General features: G+C 50.1%; 22 protein-coding genes and 2 pseudogenes. 5 read left to right on the top strand and 19 right to left on the bottom strand.

Annotation, left to right across the window (positions count from 1 at the left end):
* Window positions 1-16 precede the first annotated feature (16 nt).
* The 6 genes and pseudogenes from MBEAL2_RS02390 to speE form a co-directional block, all read right to left on the bottom strand.
* A pseudogene (locus MBEAL2_RS02390) lies at window positions 17-1,200 on the bottom strand (acetyl-CoA C-acetyltransferase).
* Window positions 1,201-1,349: 149 nt separating this feature from the next.
* Window positions 1,350-3,452 (bottom strand): (Fe-S)-binding protein, encoded by a 2,103-nt coding sequence (locus MBEAL2_RS02385; RefSeq protein ID WP_047150742.1) that lies wholly within the window; start codon window positions 3,450-3,452, stop codon window positions 1,350-1,352.
* Between the two features lie 240 nt (window positions 3,453-3,692).
* Complete coding sequence (gene argS / locus MBEAL2_RS02380; RefSeq protein ID WP_047150741.1) at window positions 3,693-5,363, bottom strand: arginine--tRNA ligase; 1,671 nt, start codon at window positions 5,361-5,363, stop codon at window positions 3,693-3,695.
* Window positions 5,364-5,394: 31 nt separating this feature from the next.
* The gene (locus tag MBEAL2_RS02375) at window positions 5,395-5,829 is read right to left on the bottom strand and encodes a YwiB family protein (RefSeq protein WP_052947380.1); all 435 of its coding nucleotides are present in this window, start codon (window positions 5,827-5,829) and stop codon (window positions 5,395-5,397) included.
* A gap of 157 nt (window positions 5,830-5,986) precedes the next feature.
* A pseudogene (speB, locus tag MBEAL2_RS02370) lies at window positions 5,987-6,852 on the bottom strand (agmatinase).
* Between the two features lie 14 nt (window positions 6,853-6,866).
* A complete protein-coding gene (speE, locus tag MBEAL2_RS02365) occupies window positions 6,867-7,697 on the bottom strand; it encodes a polyamine aminopropyltransferase (RefSeq protein ID WP_047150740.1) in 831 nt (276 codons plus the stop codon).
* 470 nt (window positions 7,698-8,167) lie between these two features.
* Here speE and MBEAL2_RS02360 point away from each other — a divergent pair, with 470 nt between their 5' ends.
* A complete protein-coding gene (locus MBEAL2_RS02360; protein WP_047150739.1) occupies window positions 8,168-10,198 on the top strand; it encodes a transglycosylase domain-containing protein in 2,031 nt (676 codons plus the stop codon).
* A gap of 153 nt (window positions 10,199-10,351) precedes the next feature.
* Here MBEAL2_RS02360 and MBEAL2_RS02355 read toward each other — a convergent pair whose 3' ends face one another.
* The 4 genes from MBEAL2_RS02355 to MBEAL2_RS02340 are packed head-to-tail and all read right to left on the bottom strand — an operon-like array spanning window position 10,352 to window position 13,947.
* Window positions 10,352-10,849 (bottom strand): YwhD family protein, encoded by a 498-nt coding sequence (locus tag MBEAL2_RS02355; protein WP_047150738.1) that lies wholly within the window; start codon window positions 10,847-10,849, stop codon window positions 10,352-10,354.
* Between the two features lie 37 nt (window positions 10,850-10,886).
* Window positions 10,887-12,191, bottom strand: coding sequence for an HD domain-containing protein (locus MBEAL2_RS02350; RefSeq protein WP_047150737.1), 1,305 nt, complete (start codon window positions 12,189-12,191; stop codon window positions 10,887-10,889).
* Between the two features lie 14 nt (window positions 12,192-12,205).
* Window positions 12,206-13,156, bottom strand: a complete 951-nt coding sequence (locus MBEAL2_RS02345) for an RluA family pseudouridine synthase (RefSeq protein WP_047150736.1) — start codon at window positions 13,154-13,156, stop codon at window positions 12,206-12,208.
* Window positions 13,157-13,176: 20 nt separating this feature from the next.
* A complete protein-coding gene (locus MBEAL2_RS02340; protein ID WP_047150735.1) occupies window positions 13,177-13,947 on the bottom strand; it encodes a sporulation protein in 771 nt (256 codons plus the stop codon).
* Window positions 13,948-14,181: 234 nt separating this feature from the next.
* Between MBEAL2_RS02340 and MBEAL2_RS33460 the strand changes: the two genes are divergently transcribed.
* Together MBEAL2_RS33460 and MBEAL2_RS02335 are read left to right on the top strand one after the other, a co-directional pair.
* The gene (locus tag MBEAL2_RS33460) at window positions 14,182-14,316 is read left to right on the top strand and encodes a hypothetical protein (protein ID WP_269082434.1); all 135 of its coding nucleotides are present in this window, start codon (window positions 14,182-14,184) and stop codon (window positions 14,314-14,316) included.
* Between the two features lie 125 nt (window positions 14,317-14,441).
* Window positions 14,442-16,193, top strand: a complete 1,752-nt coding sequence (locus MBEAL2_RS02335) for a cation:proton antiporter domain-containing protein (protein WP_047150734.1) — start codon at window positions 14,442-14,444, stop codon at window positions 16,191-16,193.
* A gap of 42 nt (window positions 16,194-16,235) precedes the next feature.
* On the opposite strand, the gene MBEAL2_RS02330 is transcribed toward MBEAL2_RS02335, so the two are convergent.
* Both MBEAL2_RS02330 and MBEAL2_RS02325 read right to left on the bottom strand, forming a co-directional pair.
* Window positions 16,236-16,460, bottom strand: a complete 225-nt coding sequence (locus tag MBEAL2_RS02330) for a YuzB family protein (protein ID WP_047150733.1) — start codon at window positions 16,458-16,460, stop codon at window positions 16,236-16,238.
* Between the two features lie 113 nt (window positions 16,461-16,573).
* Window positions 16,574-16,939, bottom strand: a complete 366-nt coding sequence (locus MBEAL2_RS02325) for a DUF3905 domain-containing protein (protein WP_082129709.1) — start codon at window positions 16,937-16,939, stop codon at window positions 16,574-16,576.
* 155 nt (window positions 16,940-17,094) lie between these two features.
* Between MBEAL2_RS02325 and asnB the strand changes: the two genes are divergently transcribed.
* Complete coding sequence (gene asnB, locus MBEAL2_RS02320; protein ID WP_047150731.1) at window positions 17,095-18,939, top strand: asparagine synthase (glutamine-hydrolyzing); 1,845 nt, start codon at window positions 17,095-17,097, stop codon at window positions 18,937-18,939.
* Window positions 18,940-19,045: 106 nt separating this feature from the next.
* Here asnB and MBEAL2_RS02315 read toward each other — a convergent pair whose 3' ends face one another.
* The 6 genes from MBEAL2_RS02315 to MBEAL2_RS02295 form a co-directional block, all read right to left on the bottom strand.
* On the bottom strand, window positions 19,046-20,272 hold the full coding sequence (locus MBEAL2_RS02315; RefSeq protein ID WP_047150730.1) for an ABC transporter permease: 1,227 nt from the start codon (window positions 20,270-20,272) through the stop codon (window positions 19,046-19,048).
* Window positions 20,269-21,012, bottom strand: a complete 744-nt coding sequence (locus MBEAL2_RS02310; RefSeq protein ID WP_047150729.1) for an ABC transporter ATP-binding protein — start codon at window positions 21,010-21,012, stop codon at window positions 20,269-20,271. The genes MBEAL2_RS02315 and MBEAL2_RS02310 overlap by 4 nt, the downstream gene beginning before the upstream one ends.
* A 99-nt stretch (window positions 21,013-21,111) precedes the next feature.
* A complete protein-coding gene (locus MBEAL2_RS02305) occupies window positions 21,112-22,623 on the bottom strand; it encodes a DUF4855 domain-containing protein (protein ID WP_052947379.1) in 1,512 nt (503 codons plus the stop codon).
* Window positions 22,554-22,754, bottom strand: a complete 201-nt coding sequence (locus MBEAL2_RS30935) for a hypothetical protein (RefSeq protein WP_152667673.1) — start codon at window positions 22,752-22,754, stop codon at window positions 22,554-22,556. The genes MBEAL2_RS02305 and MBEAL2_RS30935 overlap by 70 nt, the downstream gene beginning before the upstream one ends.
* The gene (locus MBEAL2_RS02300) at window positions 22,744-23,499 is read right to left on the bottom strand and encodes an S-layer homology domain-containing protein (protein ID WP_047150728.1); all 756 of its coding nucleotides are present in this window, start codon (window positions 23,497-23,499) and stop codon (window positions 22,744-22,746) included. The genes MBEAL2_RS30935 and MBEAL2_RS02300 overlap by 11 nt, the downstream gene beginning before the upstream one ends.
* 256 nt (window positions 23,500-23,755) lie before the next feature.
* Window positions 23,756-24,025, bottom strand: a complete 270-nt coding sequence (locus MBEAL2_RS02295) for a hypothetical protein (RefSeq protein WP_152667672.1) — start codon at window positions 24,023-24,025, stop codon at window positions 23,756-23,758.
* A 314-nt stretch (window positions 24,026-24,339) separates the two neighbouring features.
* On the opposite strand from MBEAL2_RS02295, the gene MBEAL2_RS02290 reads away from it, so the two are divergent.
* Window positions 24,340-25,266: a DMT family transporter gene (locus MBEAL2_RS02290; RefSeq protein ID WP_047150726.1), complete on the top strand. Its 927-nt coding sequence runs from the start codon at window positions 24,340-24,342 to the stop codon at window positions 25,264-25,266.
* Between the two features lie 117 nt (window positions 25,267-25,383).
* Here MBEAL2_RS02290 and MBEAL2_RS02285 read toward each other — a convergent pair whose 3' ends face one another.
* Entirely contained in the window at window positions 25,384-25,647 is a 264-nt protein-coding gene (locus MBEAL2_RS02285; protein ID WP_052947378.1) for a hypothetical protein, read from the bottom strand.
* Window positions 25,648-25,828: the final 181 nt, after the last annotated feature.

Below are 25,828 nucleotides of genomic sequence, written 5' to 3'. Positions count from 1 at the left end.
AGCGTTTTCTTTTCTCCTACGTACGAGGAACTTCCACAAGGACGGCGTCGCCCTGGGCAGCACCCGAGCAAATGGCTGCAATGCCCAATCCCCCGCCACGGCGGCGCAATTCATAAATAAGCGTCATAAGGATGCGGGCTCCGCTAGCACCTATCGGGTGGCCGAATGCGATGGCCCCGCCGTTTACATTCACCTTCTCCGGATCCCAGCCGACAATCTTCTCGCTTGTGAGCGTAACGGCCGCAAACGCTTCGTTTACTTCGAACAAGTCGATTTGGTCTAATGTATAGTCAGTTTTCTTTAATAGTTTATTTATCGCGAGCCCCGGCGTTGTTGCGATGTAAGGCGCTTCCTGTCCAACCGCCGCGTGGCCAAGAATCGTTGCCAGCGGACTTACGCCAAGCTCGTTTGCCTTCTCCTCCGACATGACCACCATGGCACCTGCGCCATCATTCACACCCGGCGCGTTGCCGGCTGTAATCGAACCGTCTTTTGTAAAGACCGGAGGCAGTTTCGTAAGCTGTTCGATGCTTGTTTCACGGGGGGCTTCATCTTTGTCGACAACAATCGGGTCGCCTTTTCTCTGTGGAATTTCCACAGGTACAATTTCTTCGCTAAATTTGCCGGATTTCATCGCTTCTGCGGCCCTTTGCTGGCTTCGCAGCGCCCATTCGTCCTGTTTTTCCCGGGAAATGTCGTATTCTGCAGCTACATTGCTTCCATGCACAGCCATGTGCTGTCCATCATATGCGTCCGTTAATCCGTCATGGAGCATTAAGTCGACCGCTTTCCCGTCGCCCATCCGCATGCCCCAGCGCGCGTTCGGCAGAATATACGGGGCATTGCTCATGCTCTCCATTCCGCCGGCGACAATGATATCGGCATCTCCAGCCGGATAATCTGGTCAGCAAGCGTAACGCTGCGCAATCCGGATGCGCAAACTTTATTGATCGTTTCCGTCTGCACTTCCCATGGCAAGCCCGCTTTTCTCGCTGCCTGGCGCGAAGGAATTTGACGTGCGCCTCCTTGAAGCACCATGCCCATGATCACTTCTTCTACCATTTCTGGTGCAATTCCAGCACGTTCTATTGCTTCTTTAATAACGATACCGCCTAAATCAACTGCCTGCAGTGACTTGAGACTTCCACCAAATTTGCCGAATGGAGTTCTTGCCGCACTTACGATTACCGATTTTTTCATTATCCTGCGCCTCCCTGTTTATGCGGATGCTCAAACCGAGCGATTGCTCGGTCAGTTTCAATTCTGAAACAGACCCGGCTCCATTTTTTAGCCGGGTTTGTTTCCTTCTTTCCATTTTACCAATCTTTAGGTAAATACAAAAGGTGCTTTTATAAGGATTTTTCTAAAATTTCAACCATGTCGAGCGTCTGTACTTTGTCTTCCACTTCTTTCGCTTTCGTACCGTCTGACAGCATCGTTAAGCAGTACGGGCACGCGCTTCCGATCGTTGTCGGCTCTACCGCGAGAGCCTGCTCGGTACGGGCGATATTGACCCTTGTTCCCTGGTGCTCTTCCTGCCACATCATCCCGCCGCCGGCACCGCAGCACATGCTGTCACAGCCATTGCGTTCCATTTCGACAATGCTCATGCCAGGAATCGCGGATAAAATCTCACGCGGCGCGTCGTAGATGTCGTTATAGCGGCCAAGGTAGCACGAGTCATGATACGTAACGCGCTCTTTCACCTCGTTCACCGGCTTAATACGGCCTTCCCGCAGCCAGCGTACAAGCAGCTCGGTGTGGTGGTAGACTTCCACATCTTCAAGCCCGAATTCAGGGTATTCGTTTTTAAATGTATTGTATGCGTGCGGATCCATTGTGACAATTTTCTTCACATCGTATTTCTGGAAGTTGCCGATGTTCTCCATGGCAAGCTCCTGGAACAGCATTTCGTTGCCGAGACGGCGGGCTGTATCGCCGGAGTTCTTCTCTTCGTTGCCGAGAATAGCGAACTTGATGCCCGCTTTATTCATCACGCGAACGAATGATTGGGTAATCTTGATGGTACGGTTGTCAAACGATCCCATAGATCCGACGAAGAACAGGTATTCGAATTCTTCCGCTTCTTTGACCGTCGGAACAAGGTCTTCCATTCCTTCGCGCCATTTAATCCGGTCTTTCCGGTTAATTCCCCACGGATTGCTCTGACGCTCGATGTTGCTTAGGGCACGCTGTGCATCAGACGGCATCTGGCCCTGGGTCATGACGAGATAACGGCGCATATCGATAATGTGGCCCACATGCTCATTCGCAACCGGGCACTGGTCTTCACAGTTGCGGCACGTCGTACAAGCCCACAATTCTTCTTCCGTAATCACATCGCCGATAAGTTCTACATCGTACGCAAGAGCGGACGATCCTTCTGTTGTAGCCGCCACTTCATTGGCTCCCGCCTGCATCGCAAGCACGTTCCCCTGCTTCTGCTTAAAGGCTGCTGCAGGCATCCATGGTGTACGTCCTGTGATGGCTGCCCCTTTATCTGTCAGGTGATCCCGCATTTTTACAATGAGGTCCATCGGCGAAAGCGTTTTTCCGGTGCCGGAAGCGGGACACATATTCGTACAGCGTCCACATTCTACACAGGCGTACAAATCAATGAGCTGGTTCTGTGTAAAATTCTCAATCCGGCCGACTCCGAATTCCTCGGCGCCTTCTTCTTCAAGCTTCTCGAAATCAATCGTGCTGAGTTTTCCCGGCGGACGGCTCTTATCCTTCATCAGCCAGTTGTATGGTGCAAATAATAAGTGCGCGTGCTTTCCCTGTGGAATATAAACAAGGAAGAACAGGAGAGCCGATAAATGAGCCCACCAGAACACATAGAATACAGCGGCCGCTGCACCTGATCCGATGCTGCCAAACAGGAGAGCCAGGCTGGAAGCAATCGGCTGGGTCGAACGGAAACCAATCGCATCATTGTGCAGCCACACAATTTCCATCGCTTCCGAAATAAGCGTACTGATCATAAGAATCGTAATGAGCCATACAACGATGTTCGCTTTCCAGCCCCGTTTTAAGCGCTTTAATTTCTCTACATTCCGGCGGTACCAGGCATAGAAGATGGCGAGCAAAATAGCCACAACGACAACTTCCTGGAATAAGAGGAAATACGGATAAGCTGATCCGAACGGCAGGTGGGATCCCGGCCGTAAGCCCTTCCAAATTAAATCAAGCGCTCCGAATTGCACGAGCAGGAACCCATAGAACAGCACAATGTGCATGACCCCGCTCTTCGAATCTTTCAATAGCTTTTTCTGGCCGAACACGTTGACCATAAACTGGTTCACGCGCTGGCTCGTGTCTTCGCTTAAATTGGCCGCCCGGCCTAATTTAATGAAAGTGACGCGGCTGTACACCAGGTGAGCAAACAAGTAGATTGCATATCCCACTACCGCAAAAAACGCGATCAGGTTAATCAGTGGCAAGAAGCCCATTCTCTCATCTCCTTTATGCATAAGCACGAAAATAATCTGACTATAATGAAAAGTATAATCTTATCATAGCACGCTTTTTCAAAATTGTGAATGACCATTCAGTCAGATGTTACAGAAAAATAAAATAAATAATGATACGGTAACTATTCTCGCCCCATCTAATAATTCCTGCCTGGGAAAATAAAAAATACAGCCTTTCCCCGATGGGAAGGCTGTATTCTGATTCAGTCAGGTTTTTAGTTACATCCGCTCCGGTGCGGAAACACCGATTAAGCGAAGGGCATTCGCCAGCGTGAAGCGTACGGCTTTCATAAGTCCAAGGCGTGCATGTGTGAGGCCCTCGTCTTCTGTGATGACACGCTCTGCATTGTAAAAGCTGTGCAGCATAGAGGCAAGCTCATGCACATAGCGGACAATCCGGTGCGGGGCGAGCACCTCTGCCGCACCTGCGACTTCTTCCGGGAACGCACCCAGGTGCTTCAGCAGGTCGATTTCTTTTTCACTCGTTAGGCGGCTGTAGTCCGCCTTCGCCTCATCAAAGACAATGCCCTGTTCGTCTGCCTGGCGGAAAATACTGCAAATACGCGCATGGGCATATTGAACATAAAACACGGGGTTTTCGTTTGACTTCGATACAGCGAGGTCCATATCAAAATCAAGATGGGCATCCTGGCTGCGCATTGCAAAGAAATAGCGCGTTGCATCGGTGCCGACTTCCTCCATCAAATCACGCATCGTAACGGCTTTTCCGGTACGTTTGGACATTTTTACCTTTTCCCCGCCCTGGTACAGGCTGACCATCTGGTTAATGAGCACCACAAGCTGTTCCGGATCATGGCCAAGGCACTGCATCGCCGCCTTCATACGGGGAATGTACCCATGGTGATCGGCGCCCCAGATGTTAATAAGCTGCTCAAATCCCCGGTCAAACTTGTTCTCATGGTAGGCGATGTCCGGTGTTAAATACGTATAGGAGCCGTCCTGCTTAATTAACACACGGTTTTTGTCATCGCCGAATTCTGTAGAGCGGAGCCAGGTCGCGCCGTCCTCATCATATACGTAGCCCTTCTCACGGAGCAGGCCGACGATGTTTTCTACCGCGCCCGTTTCGTACAGAGACGTCTCGCTGAACCACTCGTCAAAATGGACGCGGAAATCGGCGAGGTCCCTTTTGATTTTCTCCAGCTCTTTATCGCGGCCCCAGTTGCGGAAAAATATAAAGCGCTCTTTCTCGTCCATCTTCGCATACTTGTCGCCGTCTTTTTCTGCAAGCTCTTTTCCGAATTCGATAATATCCTGGCCGAAGTAACCGTCCTCCGGCATCTCCACGTTCTGCCCGAGCGCCTGGAAATACCGCGCTTCAATGGAACGGGCGAGGTTCACGATCTGGTTCCCGGCATCGTTTATGTAATATTCCCGGGACACGTCATACCCGGCTAAATCAAGCACGTTACAGAGGGCATCACCAAAGGCGGCACCGCGGGCATGTCCGAGGTGCAGGCTTCCTGTCGGATTCGCGCTGACGAACTCAACCTGGACCTTCTTGCCGTTGCCAGTATTTGTACGTCCATAGTTCTCCCCTGCTTCGAGCACCTGGCCGACGACGTCTGTCAAATAGCTGTTATCCATATAGAAGTTAATGAAACCAGGGCCGGCAATCTCGATTTTCGATACGTTTGCCGCCTCTTTCTTAAAGTTATCTACGATCAATTCGGCAATTTGGCGCGGATTCTTTCTTGCGATACGGGTAAGCTGCATCGCAATGTTCGTCGCGTAATCGCCGTGCGTCTTATCCTTCGGTATCTCCAGCACGAAATCAGGGATTTGTGTTTCTTCTACAATTTGCGCCGCCCGTACGGCCTCTTTAATTTGTTCAACGATTTTGCCTTTGGTTTGTTCCACTATGCTCATGAGAAGTCCTCCTCGAAATATGTATGCCTCGTTAGAGCCGCTGCAGGCTGCACGCAATCGTGTAGCGGCCGATTTTTTGCTCATTTAAATACAAGTCGTACACCCAGGCGGCGGATGAGAGAAATCCGTCTTCATCACGCCCGAGTTCAAGCTTGTACGTTTCTGTGTCCATCTGCATTCTTCCTGCCGGACCCGTGTAAAACCCGCTTGTTTTCACTCCGGGACGGTATGAATGCCGCATCGAAATCGCGCCGTTTCGGATGACCGAAACTTCTCCATCTTTTATTTTCAGCGTAGCCTTCGTTTTTCCTTCTTCTTGCTCTTCGGCATACTTTATATACCATGTGCCGTTCATATAATGCAGCTGCCCTGTGTACACCGCTTTATGGGAATCGGGCGGGGCCATTTGGATGGCAAACGTGCTCGTCATTTCAATTGTAACGTTTTGTGCTGGGGGTATACCCACTGTTATCACCTTATGTCCTCATCATCGCTTATTTTTATATTCTACGATGTTTGGCTCGACAAAACAAATAAAACCCGCACAATGCGGGCGATTGTTTCATCACAATGCAGAAAAAGATGCAGAGCACTATGCCGCCTGCATCTTTTTTCCACTTTCATTATTTGACCATGGTCAGAATAACTTCACGAATCATCTTTGAAGCAAGAATTTGTGTTCTTTCAGAAGGATCAAGCACAGGAGCTACTTCTACAAGGTCAAAACCAACGACATTCAGCTGGGAAAGCATATAAATCGATTGGAGTGCTTCCGCTGATGTGATGCCGCCAGGCTCAGCCGTACCCGTGCCGGGAGCGAAGGCCGGATCGATGGCATCAATGTCGTATGTTACGTACACCGGGCGGCCTTTCAATTCTTCAAGGCACGCTTCCAGCGGCTCGATAACGCCGAACTTGTAAAGGTGCAGATTTTCCCTGGCGAACTGGAACTCTTCCTTCAAGCCTGAACGGATACCGAATTGGTACACATTCTCCGGCTTAACATAGTCAAGGGCACGGCGGATAATCGCAGAATGAGACAATTGCTCCCCTTCCATCTCTTCACGCAGATCTGTGTGGGCGTCAATATGAACGATGACAAGGTCAGGATATTTCTCCGCCATTACCTTAATCGGCGCCAGGCTTACGAGGTGCTCTCCGCCGAGGCCAATGGGGAATTTCCCGTCTGCTACAACTTTACGCACATAGTTTTCAATCTCTTCGAGCTCCGCCGTGCGTTGCCGAACGGCAGGGGGATATCCCCGGCGTCAAAGTAAGCCACTTCCCCGAGTTCCCGGTCCGCATACGGGCTGTAGTCTTCTAAATTGATGGACACTTCACGAATTCGAGTTGGACCGAAGCGAGATCCAGGGCGGAAGCTCGTGGTCCAATCCATCGGCATCCCGTAAATGACCGCTTGCGCGTCTTCATACGTGCTCTGCGCCTCAAAAAACGCGTGCCCGCTATAGGACGGGTTGAAAAAATGCATCACTGTTTCCCCCCTCATTTCGTTAAATCTTCCACAAACTTCGGAAGAACAAATGCTGCATGGTGCAGGCGCGGTGTGTAGTATTTTGTTTGGAGCTCAGGAATGCTGTTTACATCTACAGCTTCCGGATCGTACTTCTTCGATCCCATCTGGAACATCCACATGCCGCTCGGATACGTTGGGATGTTCGCAATGTACGCTTTCGTAATCGGGAAAATTTCTTTAATGTCTTTGTTTACTTTGCGAATTAAATCCGCTTTAAACCATGGATTGTCCGTTTGTGCCACGAAAATGCCGTCTTCCTTCAGCGCTTCATAAATGCCCTGGTAGAAACCGCGCTCAAACAAAGGTGCTGCCGGCCCAACCGGTTCTGTCGAATCAACTAGGATAACATCATATATGTTTTTGCTTTTCACGATGTGCATAAATCCGTCGTCCACTTTTACTTCTACGCGCGGATTGTCGAGTTCCCCGGCAATTTCGGGTAAATATTTCTTAGAATACTCGATAACTTTCCCATCAATTTCCACGAGCGTCGCTTTCTTTACCTTCTCATGCTTGAGGATTTCACGGATGGCTCCGCCGTCTCCGCCACCAACAACGAGAACGTTTTCCGGATTCGGATGCGTGTTCAGGGCAGGGTGCGTTACCATTTCATGGTAAACGAACTCATCCACCTTTGATGTCATGACCATGCCGTCGAGCAGCAGCATGTTGCCGAATTCGACTGTTTCCACCATATCCAGCTTTTGAAATTCTGTCTGCTCTGTATGTAAAGTTTTGTTAATTTTTATCGTAATCCCGAAGTTCTCCGTCTGCTTTTCCGTAAACCAAAGACCACCCATTATTATCCGTCTCCTTTCTTGTTCTCCGTTAAGAGAACCGTTCCCTTTTGTCTGGCTAAACAACAATTCAAAACAAAGTAAATTATATAGGACCTAAGCTAAAAATCAAGCACTCTTTCATATATTTCCCCTTCCCCTGTATATTCCACCTCCGACTTTGTAACTAAAAAAGGAAAAAAGGGAGTTCATTCCACTTGCCTTTCCCTTCCGCGAGGAAGAGGGGACTGTCCGCTCCACCTCCCTCCGAGCAGAGCCCGCAAAACATCTGGGTATTTCGAGGATGGAGACAATTGCGGACTTGTTCTGCTCTCCGGGAGGTTCCGCTGGGTCAGGAAGGCCGGTCTGCGTGGACTGCCCTCCCTTTTTTCTGACGTTTTGGAACCCGTAAACTTTCTAGCAAAGTATAGATTTTAGTAGATTTCCCCATACTGATACTGCAGAATCATAGAAGACGACAGGGAGGTCTTCAGATGGAAGTTAAACAGGAAGTCCAGCTGGCCCGCTGGTTCCGTTCACTTGGCAGGGTGCTGCGCTACATTTTTATTGGGTTAGCCGTTGCCGCCCTTTTAGGATTGTTTTTCATCCTTTATTTGCGCTCCCAGCCTCTGCCGGCCACAACAATAAATGAAACAACGACGATATACGGAGAGGGAGATCAGGTGATCGCCACGCTCTATAAAGGGGAAAACCGGGTGTTTGTTCCTCTCGCCCAAATTCCGGATGCTGTACAGAAGGCATCCATTGCGATTGAAGATCGGAAATTTTACGCCCATACCGGGTTTGATATTAAACGGATTGCAGGAGCTGCGCTCGTTGATTTGCGTCAATTCTCAAAGGCGGAGGGGGCGAGTACGATTACGATGCAGCTCGCCCGCAATTTGTACTTAACGCACGACAAGACGTGGACGCGTAAGCTAAAGGAAGCCATGCTTACGATCCAGTTGGAATTGAACTATACAAAACCCGAGCTGCTTGAGCTGTACTTAAATCAAATTTACTATGGGCACTCGGCGTATGGCGTCCAGGCGGCCGCGAAAACATACTTCGGCAAGAATGCCTCCGAACTCTCTCTTGCAGAAGCAAGCCTGCTGGCCGGACTGCCAAAAGGGCCTAAATTTTTCTCTCCGTTCCGGGATGAGAAAGCGGCGAAGGAACGGCAGCGGATTGTCCTCAATGCGATGGTGAACGAGAATTATATTACGAAGGAACAGGCTGCCGAAGCATGGAAAGAGCCTCTCCGTTTCGCTTCTCCAGAGCAAAACCAGGCAAACGGAATAGCGCCGTATTTTCGTGATTATGTCACCAGGCTCGCCAAAGAGAAGTATGGCATTGATGAGGAGCTCGTAGCGCATGGGGGACTAAAAATTTATACAACGCTTGATCCGAAAATGCAGCTCATTGCAGAAGAAACCATCAAAAAATATGTGCCAAAAGATCGCCCGCTTCAGGCAGCGCTAGTGGCCATCGAGCCGCAAACCGGGTACATTAAAGCGATGGTGGGGGGCCGTGATTACAAGGAAAGCCAGTTCAACCGCGCTCTGGCACGCAGGCAGCCCGGTTCCTCCATGAAGCCGGTCCTTTACCTGGCTGCCCTTGAAAACGGATTTACCCCTTTGACGAAAATCAAAAGCGAACCGACCGTTTTTACCTTCGGCCAGAACAAAGAGCCATACATTCCGAGAAACTTCGGTGAACAGTATGCGCATGATTATATTACAATGGGGCAGGCCATTGCACGTTCTGATAACATTTACGCCGTGCAAACGGCCCTGTCTATCGGCCCCGACAAAATGGTTGCAATGGCCAGAAAAATGGGGGTTGCTTCTCCGCTGCGCCCCTTGCCTTCCCTTGCGCTCGGAAGCAGCCCGGTAATGCCGCTTGAAATGGCGGAAGCTTTCTCCGTACTGGCAGGCCAGGGCAAGAAAGCCGAACCGGTGTCCATTAAAAAAATCATCGATCGGGAAGGAAATGTGCTTGTTGAAACGAAGCCGCAGCTCCAGCAGGTCGTAAGCCCGGAAACTTCCTTTCTTCTGACACACATGATGGAGAAGGTGTTTGCCAGCGGCGGAACCGCCCACCGGGTAAGCAGCATGCTGCACCGGCCGGTGGCCGGGAAAACGGGAACGACCGACTATGATGCCTGGTTAAACGGATTTACTCCGCAGCTCGCGGCCAGCGTGTGGGTCGGATATGATAACAATCGCAAAATCGATCCGTTTGATGATGCCAGACAGGCGGCCCCAATCTGGGCAGACTTTATGGAGCATGCCCTCACAGGAAAGCCGGCTGCTGTTTTCCCGGTCCCATCGGGGGTTACGTCCGTCTATGTGGATCCGGTAAGCGGCAAGCTGGCCGGCGGAAATTCCGCAAACCAGGAGCTTATGTACTTTATTCCGGGAACGGAACCGACTGAATACGCTAAAAAACCGGAACCCGCAACGACGGATCCGGCAAAACCGAAAGAGAAATCATTCTGGGATCGGCTAAAATTCTGGCAGTGAGATAATGTAAAAGGGAAAGCCGAGGCTTTCCCTTTTACGTGTCCTTGTGCAAATGTGCTTCACGCACGTACTCATTTTAACCCAGTATAAATGTCTCATCAATTGCTGCCCGGAAATTTCACATTCCGTTCACTTTTGGCGGTGCAGCGCCTGCTATGCCAGCTTTTCCTTTAGTTCATCCGGCGCGTTCTTCCACATCGTTTCATTATGCTTTTCCAGAAGTTCACGCAAATTCTGCTTTTCCTTCTCACTCAGCCCTTCAAGGACGTAACGGCGCTTCATTGCATAGTCCATTTTGTTTACATGATCGGCAAGAATCTTCCAGCCGCGGCGTGCCTCTCTGTCGACGAGCATTTCGCATGCGGTCACTCCGGCATAATAGGCCCCGTTCTCGCCCATATCTACTGCAACCCAAACGAGCCAGTACCTTTTTCCGTTCGGCACATCCTCTTTGTTCGCTGAGAATTTAATTCCTTTCTCCACCGCACTCTTGGCGTGGAGAGCACCGACGTCAACAACCGCTTCGTCCTCGCTAAGAATGATAGAGGAAACATTGCCAAGATCAATAATGCCGGCACCGTATCCGCCGTGCACCTGGTTTTTGTTGCTGACGATGTTAAAACCGCCCTGTTTGCCTTTAAATAAATCCATAGGAGCCTCCTTTTTTCCCGGCATTGAACTTCTCACTTTATTTTACTATACCATCAATTCGTAAGCGCTGCTTTATTTCCCTTACAACCGCCGGATTACGCGTTCCGTCCTCTAACAAATCAAGTGGAAAATACAGCTTATGATCGAAGCGCCGTTTTCCGGAAATCGATTCGACAATGTCGGATCGCCGTGACAGCTCTTCCAGGCTTCCGTCAGGCATGAGCAGATAAATGGGGAGCCGCTCGTCTTCTTCCCCGGCACGATAAATATCATAAGGCAGATCGGAAGGAGAGTCGACCCCGAGATAATAAGCGGGATCGATGCCGATCGAACGAAACAGTTCATCGATTTCCTGCTTCCATTCCACATTCGCTACCCGCTCGTCATGCTCCACGTATTTAAAGAGCTTGCGGTCCATAAAACGGCTGCACAAATCACACAAAATCGCATCCGTTTCTTTGCTCCACTCGCCCATATAAAACAATACAACAGACTCATCCAGCGCGAGATAGTCATCCAGTCCGATTTCCCCTTCAAACAAAGAGATAAAATGGTCCGGCCGTTTAGCAAAGTGGTATCCTTTAGCGTACAGCCAGCGCACCCGTTCAAATATTTTACGGAGAATGACTTCAGCACTGCGTGTAACCGGGTGAAAGTACACCTGCCAGTACATCTGATAGCGTGCGACAATATAGTCTTCCACCGCATGCATTCCGCTGTGCTTCACAACAACCCGATTATCGTAGGGACGCAATACGCGAAGAATACGTTCGATGTCAAAAGAACCGTAGTTCGTTCCTGTATAATAGGTGTCGCGCAGCAAATAGTCCATTCTATCGGCATCGATCTGGCTTGATACCAGGCTAATAATTAGCCGGTTCTCGTACGTTTTTCCAATAACTGCCGCCACTTTGCCGGGAAAGTCATCAGACACCTGGCGCAGAATGCGGTTTACTTCTGTATCCCCTACGAGAATTCGCTGTGTCCACTGCTCATGGTCGGTGCAGAATACTTTTTCAAAGGAATGGGAAAACGGCCCGTGTCCGATATCATGGAGCAGGGCCGCGCTCAGGCAGAGGAGCTTATCCTCCTCCGGAAGGTCGATGCGGCGGGAAAATTGAACAAGAATGCGGCGCATAATTTCATATACACCGAGGCTGTGGTTAAAACGGCTGTGCTCAGCCCCATGGAACGTTACATAAGAAGTGCCGAGCTGGCGAATCCGGCGCAAGCGCTGGAATTCGCGCGCGTTAATCAAATCCCAGATTAGCTTCTCCCGCACATGAACATAGCGGTGTACCGGGTCTTTAAAAACCTTTTCTTCCTGCAACTGTTCCGTCATACCGTCCACTCCCTTTATTTGTGGCTTAACAGGCTTATCAGCCGCTCCATGTCCTCAGGAAGCGGAGCTGTGCATAGTTTCTTGTCGCCTGTTATCGGATGGGTAAAAGCGAGGCTTTCCGCGTGGAGTGCCTGCCTTGAAATCCCTGAGAATTCCTCCCGCTTTCCGTACAGCCGGTCTCCGAGCAGGGAAAAGCCATGGTGGCTGAAGTGTACCCTGATCTGATGGGTTCGCCCCGTTTCAAGCTCCACTTCCACAAGCGCAGCCCCGTCCTCTGCAGTGCCGGGAATCGGCGGGAACAGCTTGCGAACCGTGTAATGGGTGACAGCTTCGTCTCCCCTGCTATCCACACGCCTGCGGACGGGGTGACCCGGATCGCGCGCAATCGGATCGGAGAACGTGCCCCTCTCCCCTTCTTTTCCCGGATGCCCTGATACAAGCGCAAGGTATGTTCTTCGGATCGCACGATCACGAAGCTGCTGATCGAGCAGATGGTGAATGAATCCGCTTCCGGCAAGCAGAATCGCCCCGCTTGTATCTTTGTCCAGCCGGTGGACCGGACGAACGGGCCGGGGCGTTCCCTTCGTCTGCCAGTAGTAGCTCACGCCGTTAGCGAGCGTATCGCTTTGCCCCTCCCTCACAGGATGGACAGCCAGTCCCGCAGGTTTGTTGAGAATGAGCACTGCCTCATCTTCATATAGTATGGATAACGGCATTTCTGTCGGTGCGAGAGCTGGCTCCGGTGCATCGCCAACCGCTACTTTTATTTTGTCGCCAGCCTTTACTTTTTTCTTAAGAAACGGCTGTTTCTTATTTAAAAAAATACCCTTTTTTCTCGTCAAGCGCTGGAGCATGCGCCCTGATATGGCGAGGCGCTGTTTTAGAAGCTCCTCTACCGTGAGCCCGGCCGCCGCCTCTTCCACTTCATATTCCAACCACTTGCCGTATAGTTTCCATGCTGCCACTGCTTCACCTACTATTCCGTTTATCTTCTTCGCGTTAACGCCTGGCGAATGCGCATCTCAAGTTCACCCGGAACAAGCCCGGTTCTCCGGTCAATAGTGAAACGGACGTACTGCTCATCCAGGTCCATCATTTCTTCAAAAATTCCGCGCAGGCTGGTCGCCTTTCTGTCCACCTGCATTAGTACGTCCATACCTTCAGGATGGATATCCAATAATAACTCAACCTCATCCAGCTCATGGCCAAACAATCCTGTCGGCTTAAATTCGAATTCCTGCACAAACGGAACCATCCGGTGGATATGTTTCTTGTATTCGCATAGGCCGCTGTCGTGCGAATGGCGGAAGCCCATTGTCTCCATCTCAGAAAACAGCTGATCGACAAGGCGATCCGCAAGTACGGTAACGATATCCGTATCTTTTGGATCTACCGCCATTTCTATGTCAAGGCCGGTCCCTAAATATACTTTTTGCCGCCCAAAAGAAATCGGCGTATGGTATGGAACTTTCATTTCAAAGGGGATAACCTTCTTCTCTCCTGCCTGGATAAAGAGGGCATCTGATACCCGGTAGGAAGCGAGCACTTCCCTGTGCTTTGTCTTTGTGTCATTTGACTCCTTATAATACTCCGTATACAGGTACATGTAGATTTGGGAAATCGCCTGTTCTGCATTTCCTCCCTGTATATGTACTTCACCGGATAACTGCTCTCCCGGATATACATGCGTCTCCGCCAGCCTCGTATCAACCTTAGCTGCCCCGATTCCGATACTTGCAAGGATTTTGTTCAACATTGTATTTCATCCTCCCTTTGAAAAGTTCGCAATACTCTATACGTGCCGTACACTCATTTTGATTCATTAATTTGTAGTTAGATTCGGCAGCTAACAGCCAAATCCTTTATTCCATTTCCCCCGCTCCCGCCCCTGTATAGCAACCAAGTGGGAAAATAAGGAAGTTTAGCCCCTCCTGGTTCGGGGGAAATACATAACCAACAGCAACTACAGAATGAAGAGGAGGAAAAAACGATGAACAAAAACCTGGACGGCATTATCGGAGATTTAAATACGGTGAGCGATGAACAAGAACGTATTCATCAGGCGATGCACCTGCTTGTTGCGGCGATTATTGAGCCGAATGAACCTATTGCCCTTGAGCAATAGACGTCTCTTTTATATAGGAAGGTGACGATGACCACATACAATCCAATGACAGGATGAGAAGACCAACATGTGACCTTAGAACATGTTGGTCTTTGTTACATACATATACCGGAAGGAGCAACCGGATGAATCAGGCTGCACATTCCCCTATTTCGTTGCTTATTGTTATTTCTGTCGCTTTTCTCGTTCCAATCCTGCTTCACCGATTGCGGTGGAATATGGTCCCCTTTGTTGTGGCGGAAATCATCGCCGGGATGATCATCGGAAAGAGCGGCTTCAACATGGTCCATGAAGATAGCTGGCTTTCTATCCTCTCCCTTTTTGGGCTCATTTTCCTCATGTTTCTGAGCGGGCTTGAAATCGACTTTGACGCCTTCAGTCTGAAAAAGAAGACAAAGGTCAACCCCTTTGTCGTGGCGTCTCTTGCTTTTATCCTTATTTTTGCTGCCTCTTTCTTTGTTTCACTCGGATTGAAAACAACCGGGGCCATTACCCAGACGTTTTTCATGACGCTTATTATTTCAACCATATCCCTCGGTGTCGTTGTGCCGGTACTGAAAGAGCGCGGAATTACAGAAACCCCGCTCGGGCAAACGATCCTGCTCATTGCGGTTATTTCGGATTTCGTGACGATGATTTTGCTTGCCGTGTTTGTGTCCCTGCAGTCCCACGATTCCACAAAACCGCTGCTTTTGCTCTCTCTTTTTGCCGTTACGTTTGCTTTATACCGGGTAATTAAAGCGTTCCGCAGGGCTCCTTTCATGGAGCAACTGTCGGCCGGAACGGTGCAGCTCGGGACCCGCGGCGTTTTTCTGTTAATTATTTTCTTCGTCGCCCTCTCGGAAAACATGGGGGCTGAAAACATTATCGGCGCTTTTCTGGCCGGTGTCATCGTCTCGATACTGGCACCTCGGAAAGCGTTTGTTCACCAGCTGGACGCCTTCGGGTACGGCTTTCTTATTCCGATCTTCTTCGTGATGGTGGGCGTCAAGCTCGATCTATGGATGCTGCTGAAAAATCCGAACATCTATTTCTTTATCCCGCTGCTTTTGCTGGCGCTATATGTATCTAAAGTGATCCCTTTGCTCATTCTGCGCAGGTGGTTCAGCTGGAGGGAAACCATTGGGTCGGGAATGCTGCTCACCTCCACGCTTAGCCTTGTTATCGCGGCAGCTGCTCTGGCACTGGAGAAGAAGATGATCGACCAGTCGCTGCATGACGGGCTGATTCTGGTGGCCATTCTTTCCTGCTTCATTTCCCCTGTCTTCTTCAACAAACTCGTACCGGTAAGGAAAGATGAAGCCGTTACCTCCGTAGGTATATTTGGGGCGAATCCGATTACGATGCCGGTCGCTCTGCAGCTGGAGAAGGCGGGGTTCCCCGTTACTGTTTATGCGGAAGAAAAAGAGGTGGAAGACGAAAGCGCACTGGAGCATGATATTCTCGTTTTTGCGTCAGAAGATGACGATTGGAACATAGCGCACGGGAAACGCGCACACGATTGTACAGGCAGCAAAACGATTGTGCGAACCGAGAAGCTGGAGAGGCACCAGGAAATAAAAAACAACCGCTGCATTCCGTTTTCTACCTTATTTTCGGCCAGTACATTGCTGAAAACCCTGATTGAATCTCCCGGTACCATTGAATTTATTTCAACAGCAGAGCATGCCCTGTACTCCCTCGTTATGGGCAACCGCCGGTATAACGGGCTTCTGCTTCGCGATTTGCCCTTTCTGAGGAATGTGCTGATTTTGCGAATTTACCGGAACGAGGGAATTATTATCCCGCATGGGGATACGGAGCTGCAGACTGGCGATCGGCTCATCGTTACGGGTTCCCGCAGCAGCATTCGCTCCCTTAGAAGGGAATTTGAGTAGGAAAAAAGAAGGCCGTACGGGAGTGCTTCCTGTACGGTCCTGTTATTTCTTCAGAAACTTCCTTGCTTTATCGATAAGCTGTTCCTCTGTAAGAGCCGTAATATACCGGCCGTTTATTACGGCAAAATGCTTCTTGAACCCAATGCCGCAATAAGACTGGCAGCCGAGCTCAATGTCCGCCTGCGGGTCAATTTCCTTCAGGCGCGGAACAAGGCTTTTTACATTGATCATTTTACACTCATCACAAACACGAAATTCGTTGGCCATATGCTACGTTTCCTTTCCTGGGTACTTCCGGAAAATCCTATCGTTGATCCAAACAATATCATACCATATTACGAAAAAAGAAGGCACAAAAGCGTGCCTTCCGTTTGAAGAGTCTAATCCCTGCGGTAGCTGACATCCTTTGTCGGATGCATAAAGGGACTGCCCTTGGGTAGAACTCTTCCTTCCATCAAATCCTGGTTTTCTTCTGTATTCCAGCCGATGTCATTCGTCGGGTGAACCCATTGATCCCCGGCCATAATGGCGGGATCGACATCTTTGCTCCAGTTGTTTAGAGGGGATTGCGGCGAATCATAGAAACTGTCCCCAATAATGACCCCAAATTCGTTAACGAACGGCGCCTCCGTACCCGATTTCGACTCTTTCATATCCGGGGAACGGTATTGATGGGGCATTGTCTCATCGAGAGCTACCTTTTTAAGCTCCTGGCCCCTATGTTCCTCATTTTTTTTCGACATCATATCACTCCTCAGTGAAAAATAGCAATAGGATATCCATTATTGTTCACTCAGGCCTGCCGTCTTACTCACCGCAATATTCTTTGCTGGTCAAGTGCCCATCTCTTCCCTCCCTGCATACTGTATATATGGTTACGATCAGAGTGGAGGGATAAGAAATGTGTGGAATTGCAGGGTGGATCGATTTGCATGGTGATTTAACCGGGCAGCACCCAATAGTGAAAAGCATGGCTGATACATTAATTTCCCGGGGACCCGACAGCGAAGGGATCTGGGCATCGCCCCATGCGGCATTTGCCCACCGGCGCTTGATTGTGGTTGACCCGGAATGCGGAACCCAGCCGATGCTGCGCAAGCACGCCGGGGATACGTATGTCATGGTGTATAACGGCGAATTGTATAATACGGAAGAATTGCGGCGTGAACTGCAGGGGCGGGGCCATAGCTTTAGAGGCACATCGGATACCGAAGTACTGCTTGCTTCTTATATTGAGTGGGGGGAAGCCTGCCTTGAAAAATTAAACGGGATTTATGCCTTCGCGATCTGGGCGGAAAAGAAACAGACATTTTTCCTTGCCAGAGACCGACTCGGTGTAAAACCGCTGTTTTATACACGTTCGGGGAGCAGCTTTTTGTTCGGATCCGAGATAAAGGCGCTGCTCGCTCACCCTCTTGTAAAACCGGAACTGCGTACAGAGGGGCTGGCGGAAATTTTCGCCCTGGGACCGGCGCGGACGCCGGGCGTCGGTGTTTTTCACAACATCCATGAACTGCTGCCCGGTACGTACCTGTTGCTGAACAGACACGGTTTCCAAACGAGACAGTATTGGACACTGGAAAGCAAACCGCATGCGGATGATCTGGAAACAACCATTTCGAACATCCGCGATTTATTCGAGGACAGTGTAATCAGGCAGCTGGTAGCCGATGTCCCCGTCTGCACCCTGCTGTCAGGCGGGCTTGATTCAAGTGCGATTTCCGCGTTTGCCGCGCAGGCTTACCGGGAAAAAGGGGGCGAACCGCTCCATACATTTTCCGTAGATTATGTGGATAACGACCGGCACTTCCGCGTGAATGAATTTCAGCCGAACGCAGATGCCCCGTGGGTAAAACAGGTCTCTTCTTTTCTCGGAACGACCCATCATGATATTTACTTCGATACCCCCCATCTTATCGATTCATTGCAAACTGCGCTGCACGCACGCGATCTGCCGGGCATGACGGACATCGATGGTTCGCTCTTTCTGTTCTGCGGGGAGATAAAGAAACAGGCGACAGTGGCTCTGTCCGGCGAATGTGCGGATGAGGTATTTGGGGGATACCCATGGTTCCACAGGCAAGAAGCTCTGTCAGCAACAACGTTCCCATGGGCCAGAAATCTGAAGGAAAAGACGAAGTTTTTCTCAGGCGAGCTGCTGGCACAGGTGGAGCCCGAGCGCTATGTGACAGAGCGATACCAGCAGGCACTCGATGAAGTGCCCCGGTTGCCCGGTGAAGAGCCGGCAGATGCGAGAATCCGGGAAATCTTCTACCTGAACCTTACCCGCTGGATGCCTACACTGCTTGATCGGAAGGATCGCATGAGCATGGCGGTAGGCCTTGAAGTCCGGGTACCGTTTTGCGACCATCGGCTTGTAGAATACATGTGGAATGTCCCCTGGTCTATGAAAACGTCAGGCCAGCGGGAAAAAGGGATTCTCCGGCAGGCACTTAAGGGCGTGCTTCCCGACGATGTGCTGGCAAGGCGGAAAAGCCCATATCCAAAAACCCACAACCCGTCTTATTTAGACGCGGTTCGCAATCGGGTTCTCAGCATTCTGGATGATTCGAATTCTCCGCTCCTTCCTTTTGTTGACGTGAAGGCGATACGGGAGTTCGCCGCCTCCGATTTGTCTGCCGTCCATATGCCGTGGTTCGGCCAGTTGATGAATGTGCCGCAATTTTTTGCCTACCTGGCTCAAATCGACAGCTGGATGCGGGAATACCGCGTTACAATAAAATAACGAGAAAAGCGGCCAGTAACGTAGTTGTCACTGGCCGCTTTTGCATTAACTAAAAGACCCCTGAAAAAAGAGGGGCCCAAAAACTTTAAAGTCATACTTTTCCATATTAATGTGTATTGGATGTGTGCAGCATCCTTCTCTTGAGCACTTTGTGGCTGTATATGTAAGCGATCGCGACTCCGAGAACAGGGACGGCGGCCATTGCCCATCCCGGTGAAAGCGAAAGCAGAACAGCCAGATAGAGAATGACAGCCTGGATAAGCATAAGCAGGAAAATAAGGCGGACGATCGCATCCTCACGCCACCCGGCAGGGACCGGGTAAATATGATTCCAGAATATATAACGGTGGTGCTGTCTCAGCGCAGAAAGCTGAATGCCCGTCAAGTAAAGGATAATCGCATAAGCAACCGTTTTCCCTGTATCGCCCGGAATGGACCAGATGATAAGCAGGCCAACCACGCTCAAGCGCAGAAACATCCCGAACAAATCGGAGCGCACGAACGTTTTCTCATAAAGATACCGGTATGCATTCTCCCTGGTAAACGCCAGCCGGTTCACCAGGTTCGCAAACAGCGCGCGGCGCCGGACCCGGTTCTGCATATGGGGCACATCAACAAACTGGTTCACAAAAGAGTAGAAGCGGGCGAGCGCCTCCTTTTCCTTCTGGACAAGGTGCTCCCAGTTCAAATAATTTCGCGCCAGCATTCGGTAGTAGAAAAACGCGGCGACGAGAAAGGCAAGCAAAGCGGCGAGAAGCCACGGCTGAAAGCCTTGCGAGAAGAAGACAAGGGCAACAGCGAGATTGGCGATCCAGCGAATGAACGCATGGATAGAGCGGGCAGAACGTTCGCGCAGCCGCTGCTCCTGCCAGCTGCCGATGACATTGGCCAGCTTCACCACCAGCAGAAAAAGAAGGACATAAAGGAAACCCTCCGCCTTGCCGCCCATCCGGTGCATATAGAGGGGCCACACGGCAAGCAATACAATGAAAATATAGAGCCCCTGCAAAAGAAAGCTGTAAGCAATCGAAGACCTGAAATACCGGTGCATTCTCCATTCCACCGGCAGGAGAAAGACAAGGTCAGCTTCCCTGAGGAACGTGCGCACAGGGCTCACCGTTAGAAGGAGCGAGAAAAGGACAGCGATTCCCCATTCCACAGGGTAGCTTGTGGGCAGCCTGTGCAGCATCTGGCCGTAGTAATATGCCCCGACAATGAAGGCAAAGACAAGGAAGGTAACCGTTCCACTGTTCCCTATATAGCGGGAGTAACGAAGGCATTCGACCCAAAAATGGGCCGCCCTCTTCTTCCAAAGCTGTTCGATGTTCATCATCGGCTGTCGTCCCTTGTTAGTTCATAAAATACATCATCAAGCGGTACGCCGGGCATGCCCGCCTGCGCGCGAATTTCATCGAGCGTTCCCGCCGCGCGAATGCGGCCGTTGTGCAGGATAACGAACCGATCGCAATACCGCTCGACCGTCGATAAAATATGGGAACTCATTAGAATGCCGGCCCCTGTCTCTTTCATCTTGACCATCAGTTCCAGGAGAGAGCGGATTCCAATCGGGTCAAGCCCGACAAAAGGTTCATCAATCATATAAAGGGACGGGCGCACAAGGAAAGCGTTCATGATCATCATTTTCTGCCGCATCCCTTTCGACATGTGGTGCGGGAACATTTTCACTTTGTCTTTCATGTTAAATTCATCAAGCAGCGGATGTACCCGCTCCTCAAACGTCTCCCGGCCCAGCCCATACGCCATCGCCGTCATCTCCAGGTGCTCCCAGAGCGTTAAATCATCGTAGGCAAGCGGGGTTTCCGGTACATACGTATACGAAGCACGGTACGCTTCAGGCGCCTTCTCCAGTGTATTGCCGTTGATAGAGACCGTACCCCGGACAGGCTGCAGCAGTCCCAGAATATGCTTGATTGTTGTACTTTTCCCTGCTCCGTTCAGCCCGATGAGGCCAACCATTTCGCGAGGGCGGACACTGAATGTAATGTCGTGAATAATTGGCCTATTCTTCTGATATCCACCGGTCATATCCTGTACGTCTAAAATTGGGTTCATAGACAGCTCCAAATGTTTTTTCTCTATTATAACAAATACGGCCACCTCGGTAGAATCGAAAAGCAGCCAGGCAAAGCCGGCTGCTTTTCTCGGTGTTATCTATTTCCCCGTGTCCGGCTCATACATGCCGTTTATCCAGCGGTACATGTCATCATAAATCTTCCGCGCCTGCGGGATGTCGCTGCGGAATGCGTTCAAAAGCGACTTGCCGCCCATATAGTAGGCGTTTGTTGCAGGCCCGTCAAAGCCAAGCTCATGGGCTTTGTTCAGCTCTTTGTAAAACAGGTCATAGTAGTAGCGGTTATACAGCATTTTATCATCGAATTCAAGCTCGACGCCGACCCGCTGCTGTCTGGCGAGCTGTGCGACGCTGTCCATCCGCTCCACAGGCTGTTCTTCATTCGCATAGTAGCTCGGCTGGACAAAAACATAATCAAAACCGTATTCCTGCCAGTTTTTATAGCCTTCGGTTCCAAAGTACGGAATCCAGACAAACTTTCCGCCGTCTTTATGAACCATGGCGGCCGCATGCTGGATGAGTTTTTTCTCATCCGGCACTTTTTCCTCCACAAGTTCCCTGTACCAGTAAATACCCGCCAGGTCTAAATTCTTGAACTGTGCACCTTTCCATTTGTCCATGAGCTGCCCATAATACGATGTAAGGGCGGCCAGGCGGTTGTTGAACGCGGCTTCCCTTCCCCCATCGAGGGCGGAGAAAGAAATCGTGTCCTCCGTCGTCGTGCCAAATGCACGCTGTGCCGGATCAGGATACGGGAGCGTAAGAATGACTTTTTCCTTGCCCACAAGCGCAGGGTTCTGATTCTTCTGTGCCACCGCTTCGTTCAAAGCGGCAAGCTGCTTCCCGGGCGCGAACAAGTCATTAAGATATTTCTGCCACCCCTGCTTTGTGCTGCCTACTTCTCCATAAGGAAGGAAAAGCATCGTATCAAACATCTTACCCTTCAGCTGGCCCTGTCCATCCTGATAGGAGATGAGCGGAAGAAAATCTTCCTTCTTCCACGTCCCTTGCTCCCCGTTTCCACCGGAATAGATGAGGAGAACATCGTTCATATCCGGTACCTTTAAATACTCATAAGATGAACTTCCGTTTTCATTTCCGTGGGCAAATGTCGCCGGCTGCGCGGGGAATTCCCCCGGATTTCCACCGATAATGGACAGGTTTTTCGCAAACACCCAGACAGCCACCGGGAAATTGAGTTTGACATACCTTGTCACGACGGGCGCGAACGTCAGGCCGAGCTTTTGTTCCTGCACTGTTTCGTCGGACGGTGTGATTGCATGAAACGCCTTGCCGAGGTAGCTCCACTTTTTCTGGTCATTTGAAATCGAAAGAGAAAGATATTTCGGCATCTGTACGCCTGCTTTAGCATTCTGCTGAAACACGAGGGATACTTCTTTAATGGGACGCGTTTCACCTAAATCTACAATGATCTCCCGCCCTTCCTGGCGGAAAAAGCCTGTCCACGCCTTTCCCTTGGAGCTGAGCCCTTCAATTGGGCCCGGGTAGTTTTTATATTCTTTCAGCTGAAACCCGAATCCGGGCGGTCTGCTTTTATTGTATAGGTGGCGGCCCCCGCCAGTTCGTGCCATGCCGGCTCCGCCGCCCGGGCAGGACCCGCTTGCGCCGTCAGCAGCAACAGGGCTGAAACAAACAATATGAACATTTTACGGTACTTCATTTTCATTTTCTCCTGCTCCCCTTCTGTTTCTTTACTTCGCAATAACCCGGACCTCGACAGTGTAGCTGTTGTAGCCGACATTTACGGTGACAATGCCTGTTCCCGCCGCCTGTGCCGTAAACACGCCGTCAGCCGAAACGGATCCGACAGCCGGGTTGCTGAAGCCGAATACAGGTGTAAACGGAAAGGCTTCCTGCTGGGGGCGCACGTCGATTTTTCTTTTCTCTCCGGCTTTCACCTCGATGGATTGAGGGGAAATATCGCGAACCGCCATAAGCGCCTGCCTTGTTCTTGATTGAACAAGCGTATTCGCCAGAACCGCAACCTGAGCTCTCGTCATCGCCTTTGTCGAAGGTTTCATTGTATCCAGCCCTGTGGCAAGATAAAGGACCGCTGCTGCGTCCTGCTCCCGAACGGGTTCATTTCCCCGGAAATTCCCATCCTTCGCCAGCTGAAGGGCGCCAATTTTGACAAGGGCTTCCACATATCCGTACTCAGGATCCTGCGGGCTCATATCAACAAATGTAGGCTTTTCCGGAAAGAAGGGCTGCGCACCGAGTGACTTTGCGATAACGACGGCGAAATGTTTCCGGGCCATGTTTTTTTCAGGGGCGAATTTTCCCGAGCCTACGCCGTTCACAATTCCCTGCCCGGCAAGGGACAGAATCGCCTCTTTGGCGTATGAGTGTTCAATATCCGTAAAAGAAGGGACGCTGTTATCCGCCTGGACGGGAGTAACGTAAAGCAGTGCGGCAGTAAGGCAGCCTGCCAGCCATTTTCTTTGCATATGTAATCCTTCGTGTTCCACGTTATGTAATCTAATCCATTTTAACTCTTCCTATTTTATTGGAAATCATCCAAAATTTCTATAATCTACTCTTTTAAACGAAAAAAGACCCATAGAAGTTCTCTATCGGCAAAAAAAATAAACCTATGTAATTATGAGATTGAGGAACGGAAGAAGGCGTCGCCTGAAGATGGGGAAGAACGGGGCTGGCCAAAGCGCAGTGGACGGCAAGGGAATTGCGGCACGCCTCCTCGCTTTACGCTGTATCCCAATAGAAGGCCTCCACTGTTTCGTATGCGCTTCCTGCCATATAAGCCATCTGCCCGGCACCGTTATTCATATAGCCGCTCTCTTCTGTCCATTGAGCGGTCCCTGAAGTGCTATAGCGTTGATATTCATTGTAGTTGTTTTCAGCAGCCTCATGTGGGAATTGGCTGTTAATTTCTTTGTTTCCACCGAGGTAAATATACTCCAGCACACCCTCTTTATAATACGTAAACACCTGGTTTTCAACGATTGTATTCATCTTGATTCCTCCCTGTCCGGTTTTATTATTTTTAGTATAAAGCAGAAAAATAAAAAATGGATCAAAAATCGTGCGACAATTCTCACAATTCATAGGGCCCTGCTGTTGAAAGACGGCACAAAAATAGACTTCTTGTTGGAAACTGGAAAAACGACTATAATAGTCTTACTATTTCAACAAAAACAAACACGGAGGTACATATGAAACCAGTGCGTATGGAATGCGATGTTCCCACCGTTCGCTTCTAAAAAGTAACGGGGAGAGCAAATACCCCCGTTACAGCATGAACCAAAATGCGAACGGAGGTATAACGAATGGATAAACAAAAACAAACAATGGCTGGATTTCTGGCGCTTGGTGCGGCCGCAAGCATATGGGGAGGCATGTACGTCGTCAGTAAGGCGGCACTGGATTACCTTCCGCCTTTTACCCTGCTGTGGATGCGATATATCATAGGGTTTGTCGTCCTCTGGTTCCTTGTTAAAAAACAAGGGCTTCTTCAGCCTTTTTCCCAGGATCGCCGACTGTTTATGTCGATTGGTTTTGTCGGCTACTTCCTATCTGTCGGCCTTCAATTTATCGGCACCTGGCTCTCCACTGCCCATATGGGGGCCATCCTTACTTCGGCAAGCCCGGTTTTTATCGTTATTTTTGCTTACTTTATGCTTGGTGAGTCGCTTACGGCGCGTAAACTGATGTCTGTCATTCTCGCAATGTGCGGCGTTGTGGTCGTGCTCGGCTGGGAAAGTACGGATTTGACGGTCGGTAAAACGCTGATTGGCAATCTTGTTTTAATTGGAGCTGCCATAACGTGGGCGTTGCTCTCGGTGCTGGCGAAGAAAGCTTCCGCATCGTATTCCCCGCTCGTCGTTACGACGTATGCGGTATTCTGGGCCTGCGTGTTTACGACACCAGCCATGGTTATTGAGTGGTGTTTTCTTCCGGTGACCGGGCTTGATAAGGTATCTGTGTGGCTGGCGGTGCTTTATATTGGCGTTGTTTCTACGGCCGGCGCTTTTTATTTGTGGAATAAAGGACTGCAGCTTGTTGAGGCGGGCGTCGGGTCGATGCTGTTTTTCCTGCAGCCTGTGGTGGGTGCTCTGCTTGGCTGGCTGTTGCTCGGTGAGCATTTGGGCGCATCTTTCTTTGCCGGGGGCGGACTGATTCTTTTTGCTGTGCTGGTTGTGTCGCTGCCGGGAAAGAGCCCGGTTCGGGTGGAGCGTGAGGCAGAAGAGGCGTAGGAGAGGAGCTGCAAAGGATTTATTTTTTTCCTTTGTGGCTCTTTTTTTCTGTCCTTTTGCTTTTTTCGTTTACCCTAATCTTTACATTGATAGGCGCGAGTAAAAATCATTTCAGCTTTAAGAAGACACCGGTGTTATCTCAATTTCAATTATGCCTACACTTGCCGGCGAGCCCAACGCCTCAAAAGCATCTCGGTGCAGATTTAGTTTATTAGGAGGGAACCCTTTTACTTCATCAACTACCACAACGAAGACTTCTTTAGGTTGAGGAATCGATATATTCTTAACCTTTAATACTTGATTGCATTTATAAGGACTTGACTCGCCAACCGCTGCTGTCATCCCGTTATTATACGTCCAGGGGATGCCGCATTTTGTCACTTTCCCTCCCTCAGTCCATGTCGCTATTCCTCTTTGAGAGCTCTGTCTTTTCCCTGGTAATAGATTTTTTAACCATCTCAATTCAGTTCAGTCCTTTCTTTTTTAAGTTGTTTTCAGTATATGGATATACAAAACTATTCGTAACGGCTATATAAGAGGCCGCATATAGTAAGAAACTAAG

Source organism: Aneurinibacillus tyrosinisolvens (assembly GCF_001015055.1).
GTDB lineage: Bacteria > Bacillota > Bacilli > Aneurinibacillales > Aneurinibacillaceae > Aneurinibacillus_A > Aneurinibacillus_A tyrosinisolvens.
Note: the sequence above shows the minus strand (reverse complement) of the source record. Positions and strands in the feature narration are given on the sequence as shown.

Coding starts and splice junctions, on each gene's coding strand:
- MBEAL2_RS02385 (WP_047150742.1), bottom strand. CDS start 3,452: ATGGGCTTCTTGCCACTGATTAACCTGATCGCGTTTTTTGCGGTAGTG.
- argS (WP_047150741.1), bottom strand. CDS start 5,363: ATGAGCATAGTGGAACAAACCAAAGGCAAAATCGTTGAACAAATTAAA.
- speE (WP_047150740.1), bottom strand. CDS start 7,697: ATGGGTGGTCTTTGGTTTACGGAAAAGCAGACGGAGAACTTCGGGATT.
- MBEAL2_RS02360 (WP_047150739.1), top strand. CDS start 8,168: ATGGAAGTTAAACAGGAAGTCCAGCTGGCCCGCTGGTTCCGTTCACTT.
- MBEAL2_RS02355 (WP_047150738.1), bottom strand. CDS start 10,849: ATGGATTTATTTAAAGGCAAACAGGGCGGTTTTAACATCGTCAGCAAC.
- MBEAL2_RS02350 (WP_047150737.1), bottom strand. CDS start 12,191: ATGACGGAACAGTTGCAGGAAGAAAAGGTTTTTAAAGACCCGGTACAC.
- MBEAL2_RS02340 (WP_047150735.1), bottom strand. CDS start 13,947: ATGTTGAACAAAATCCTTGCAAGTATCGGAATCGGGGCAGCTAAGGTT.
- MBEAL2_RS33460 (WP_269082434.1), top strand. CDS start 14,182: ATGAACAAAAACCTGGACGGCATTATCGGAGATTTAAATACGGTGAGC.
- MBEAL2_RS02335 (WP_047150734.1), top strand. CDS start 14,442: ATGAATCAGGCTGCACATTCCCCTATTTCGTTGCTTATTGTTATTTCT.
- MBEAL2_RS02330 (WP_047150733.1), bottom strand. CDS start 16,460: ATGGCCAACGAATTTCGTGTTTGTGATGAGTGTAAAATGATCAATGTA.
- MBEAL2_RS02325 (WP_082129709.1), bottom strand. CDS start 16,939: ATGATGTCGAAAAAAAATGAGGAACATAGGGGCCAGGAGCTTAAAAAG.
- asnB (WP_047150731.1), top strand. CDS start 17,095: ATGTGTGGAATTGCAGGGTGGATCGATTTGCATGGTGATTTAACCGGG.
- MBEAL2_RS02315 (WP_047150730.1), bottom strand. CDS start 20,272: ATGATGAACATCGAACAGCTTTGGAAGAAGAGGGCGGCCCATTTTTGG.
- MBEAL2_RS02310 (WP_047150729.1), bottom strand. CDS start 21,012: ATGAACCCAATTTTAGACGTACAGGATATGACCGGTGGATATCAGAAG.
- MBEAL2_RS02305 (WP_052947379.1), bottom strand. CDS start 22,623: ATGGCACGAACTGGCGGGGGCCGCCACCTATACAATAAAAGCAGACCG.
- MBEAL2_RS02300 (WP_047150728.1), bottom strand. CDS start 23,499: ATGCAAAGAAAATGGCTGGCAGGCTGCCTTACTGCCGCACTGCTTTAC.
- MBEAL2_RS02295 (WP_152667672.1), bottom strand. CDS start 24,025: ATGAATACAATCGTTGAAAACCAGGTGTTTACGTATTATAAAGAGGGT.
- MBEAL2_RS02290 (WP_047150726.1), top strand. CDS start 24,340: ATGGATAAACAAAAACAAACAATGGCTGGATTTCTGGCGCTTGGTGCG.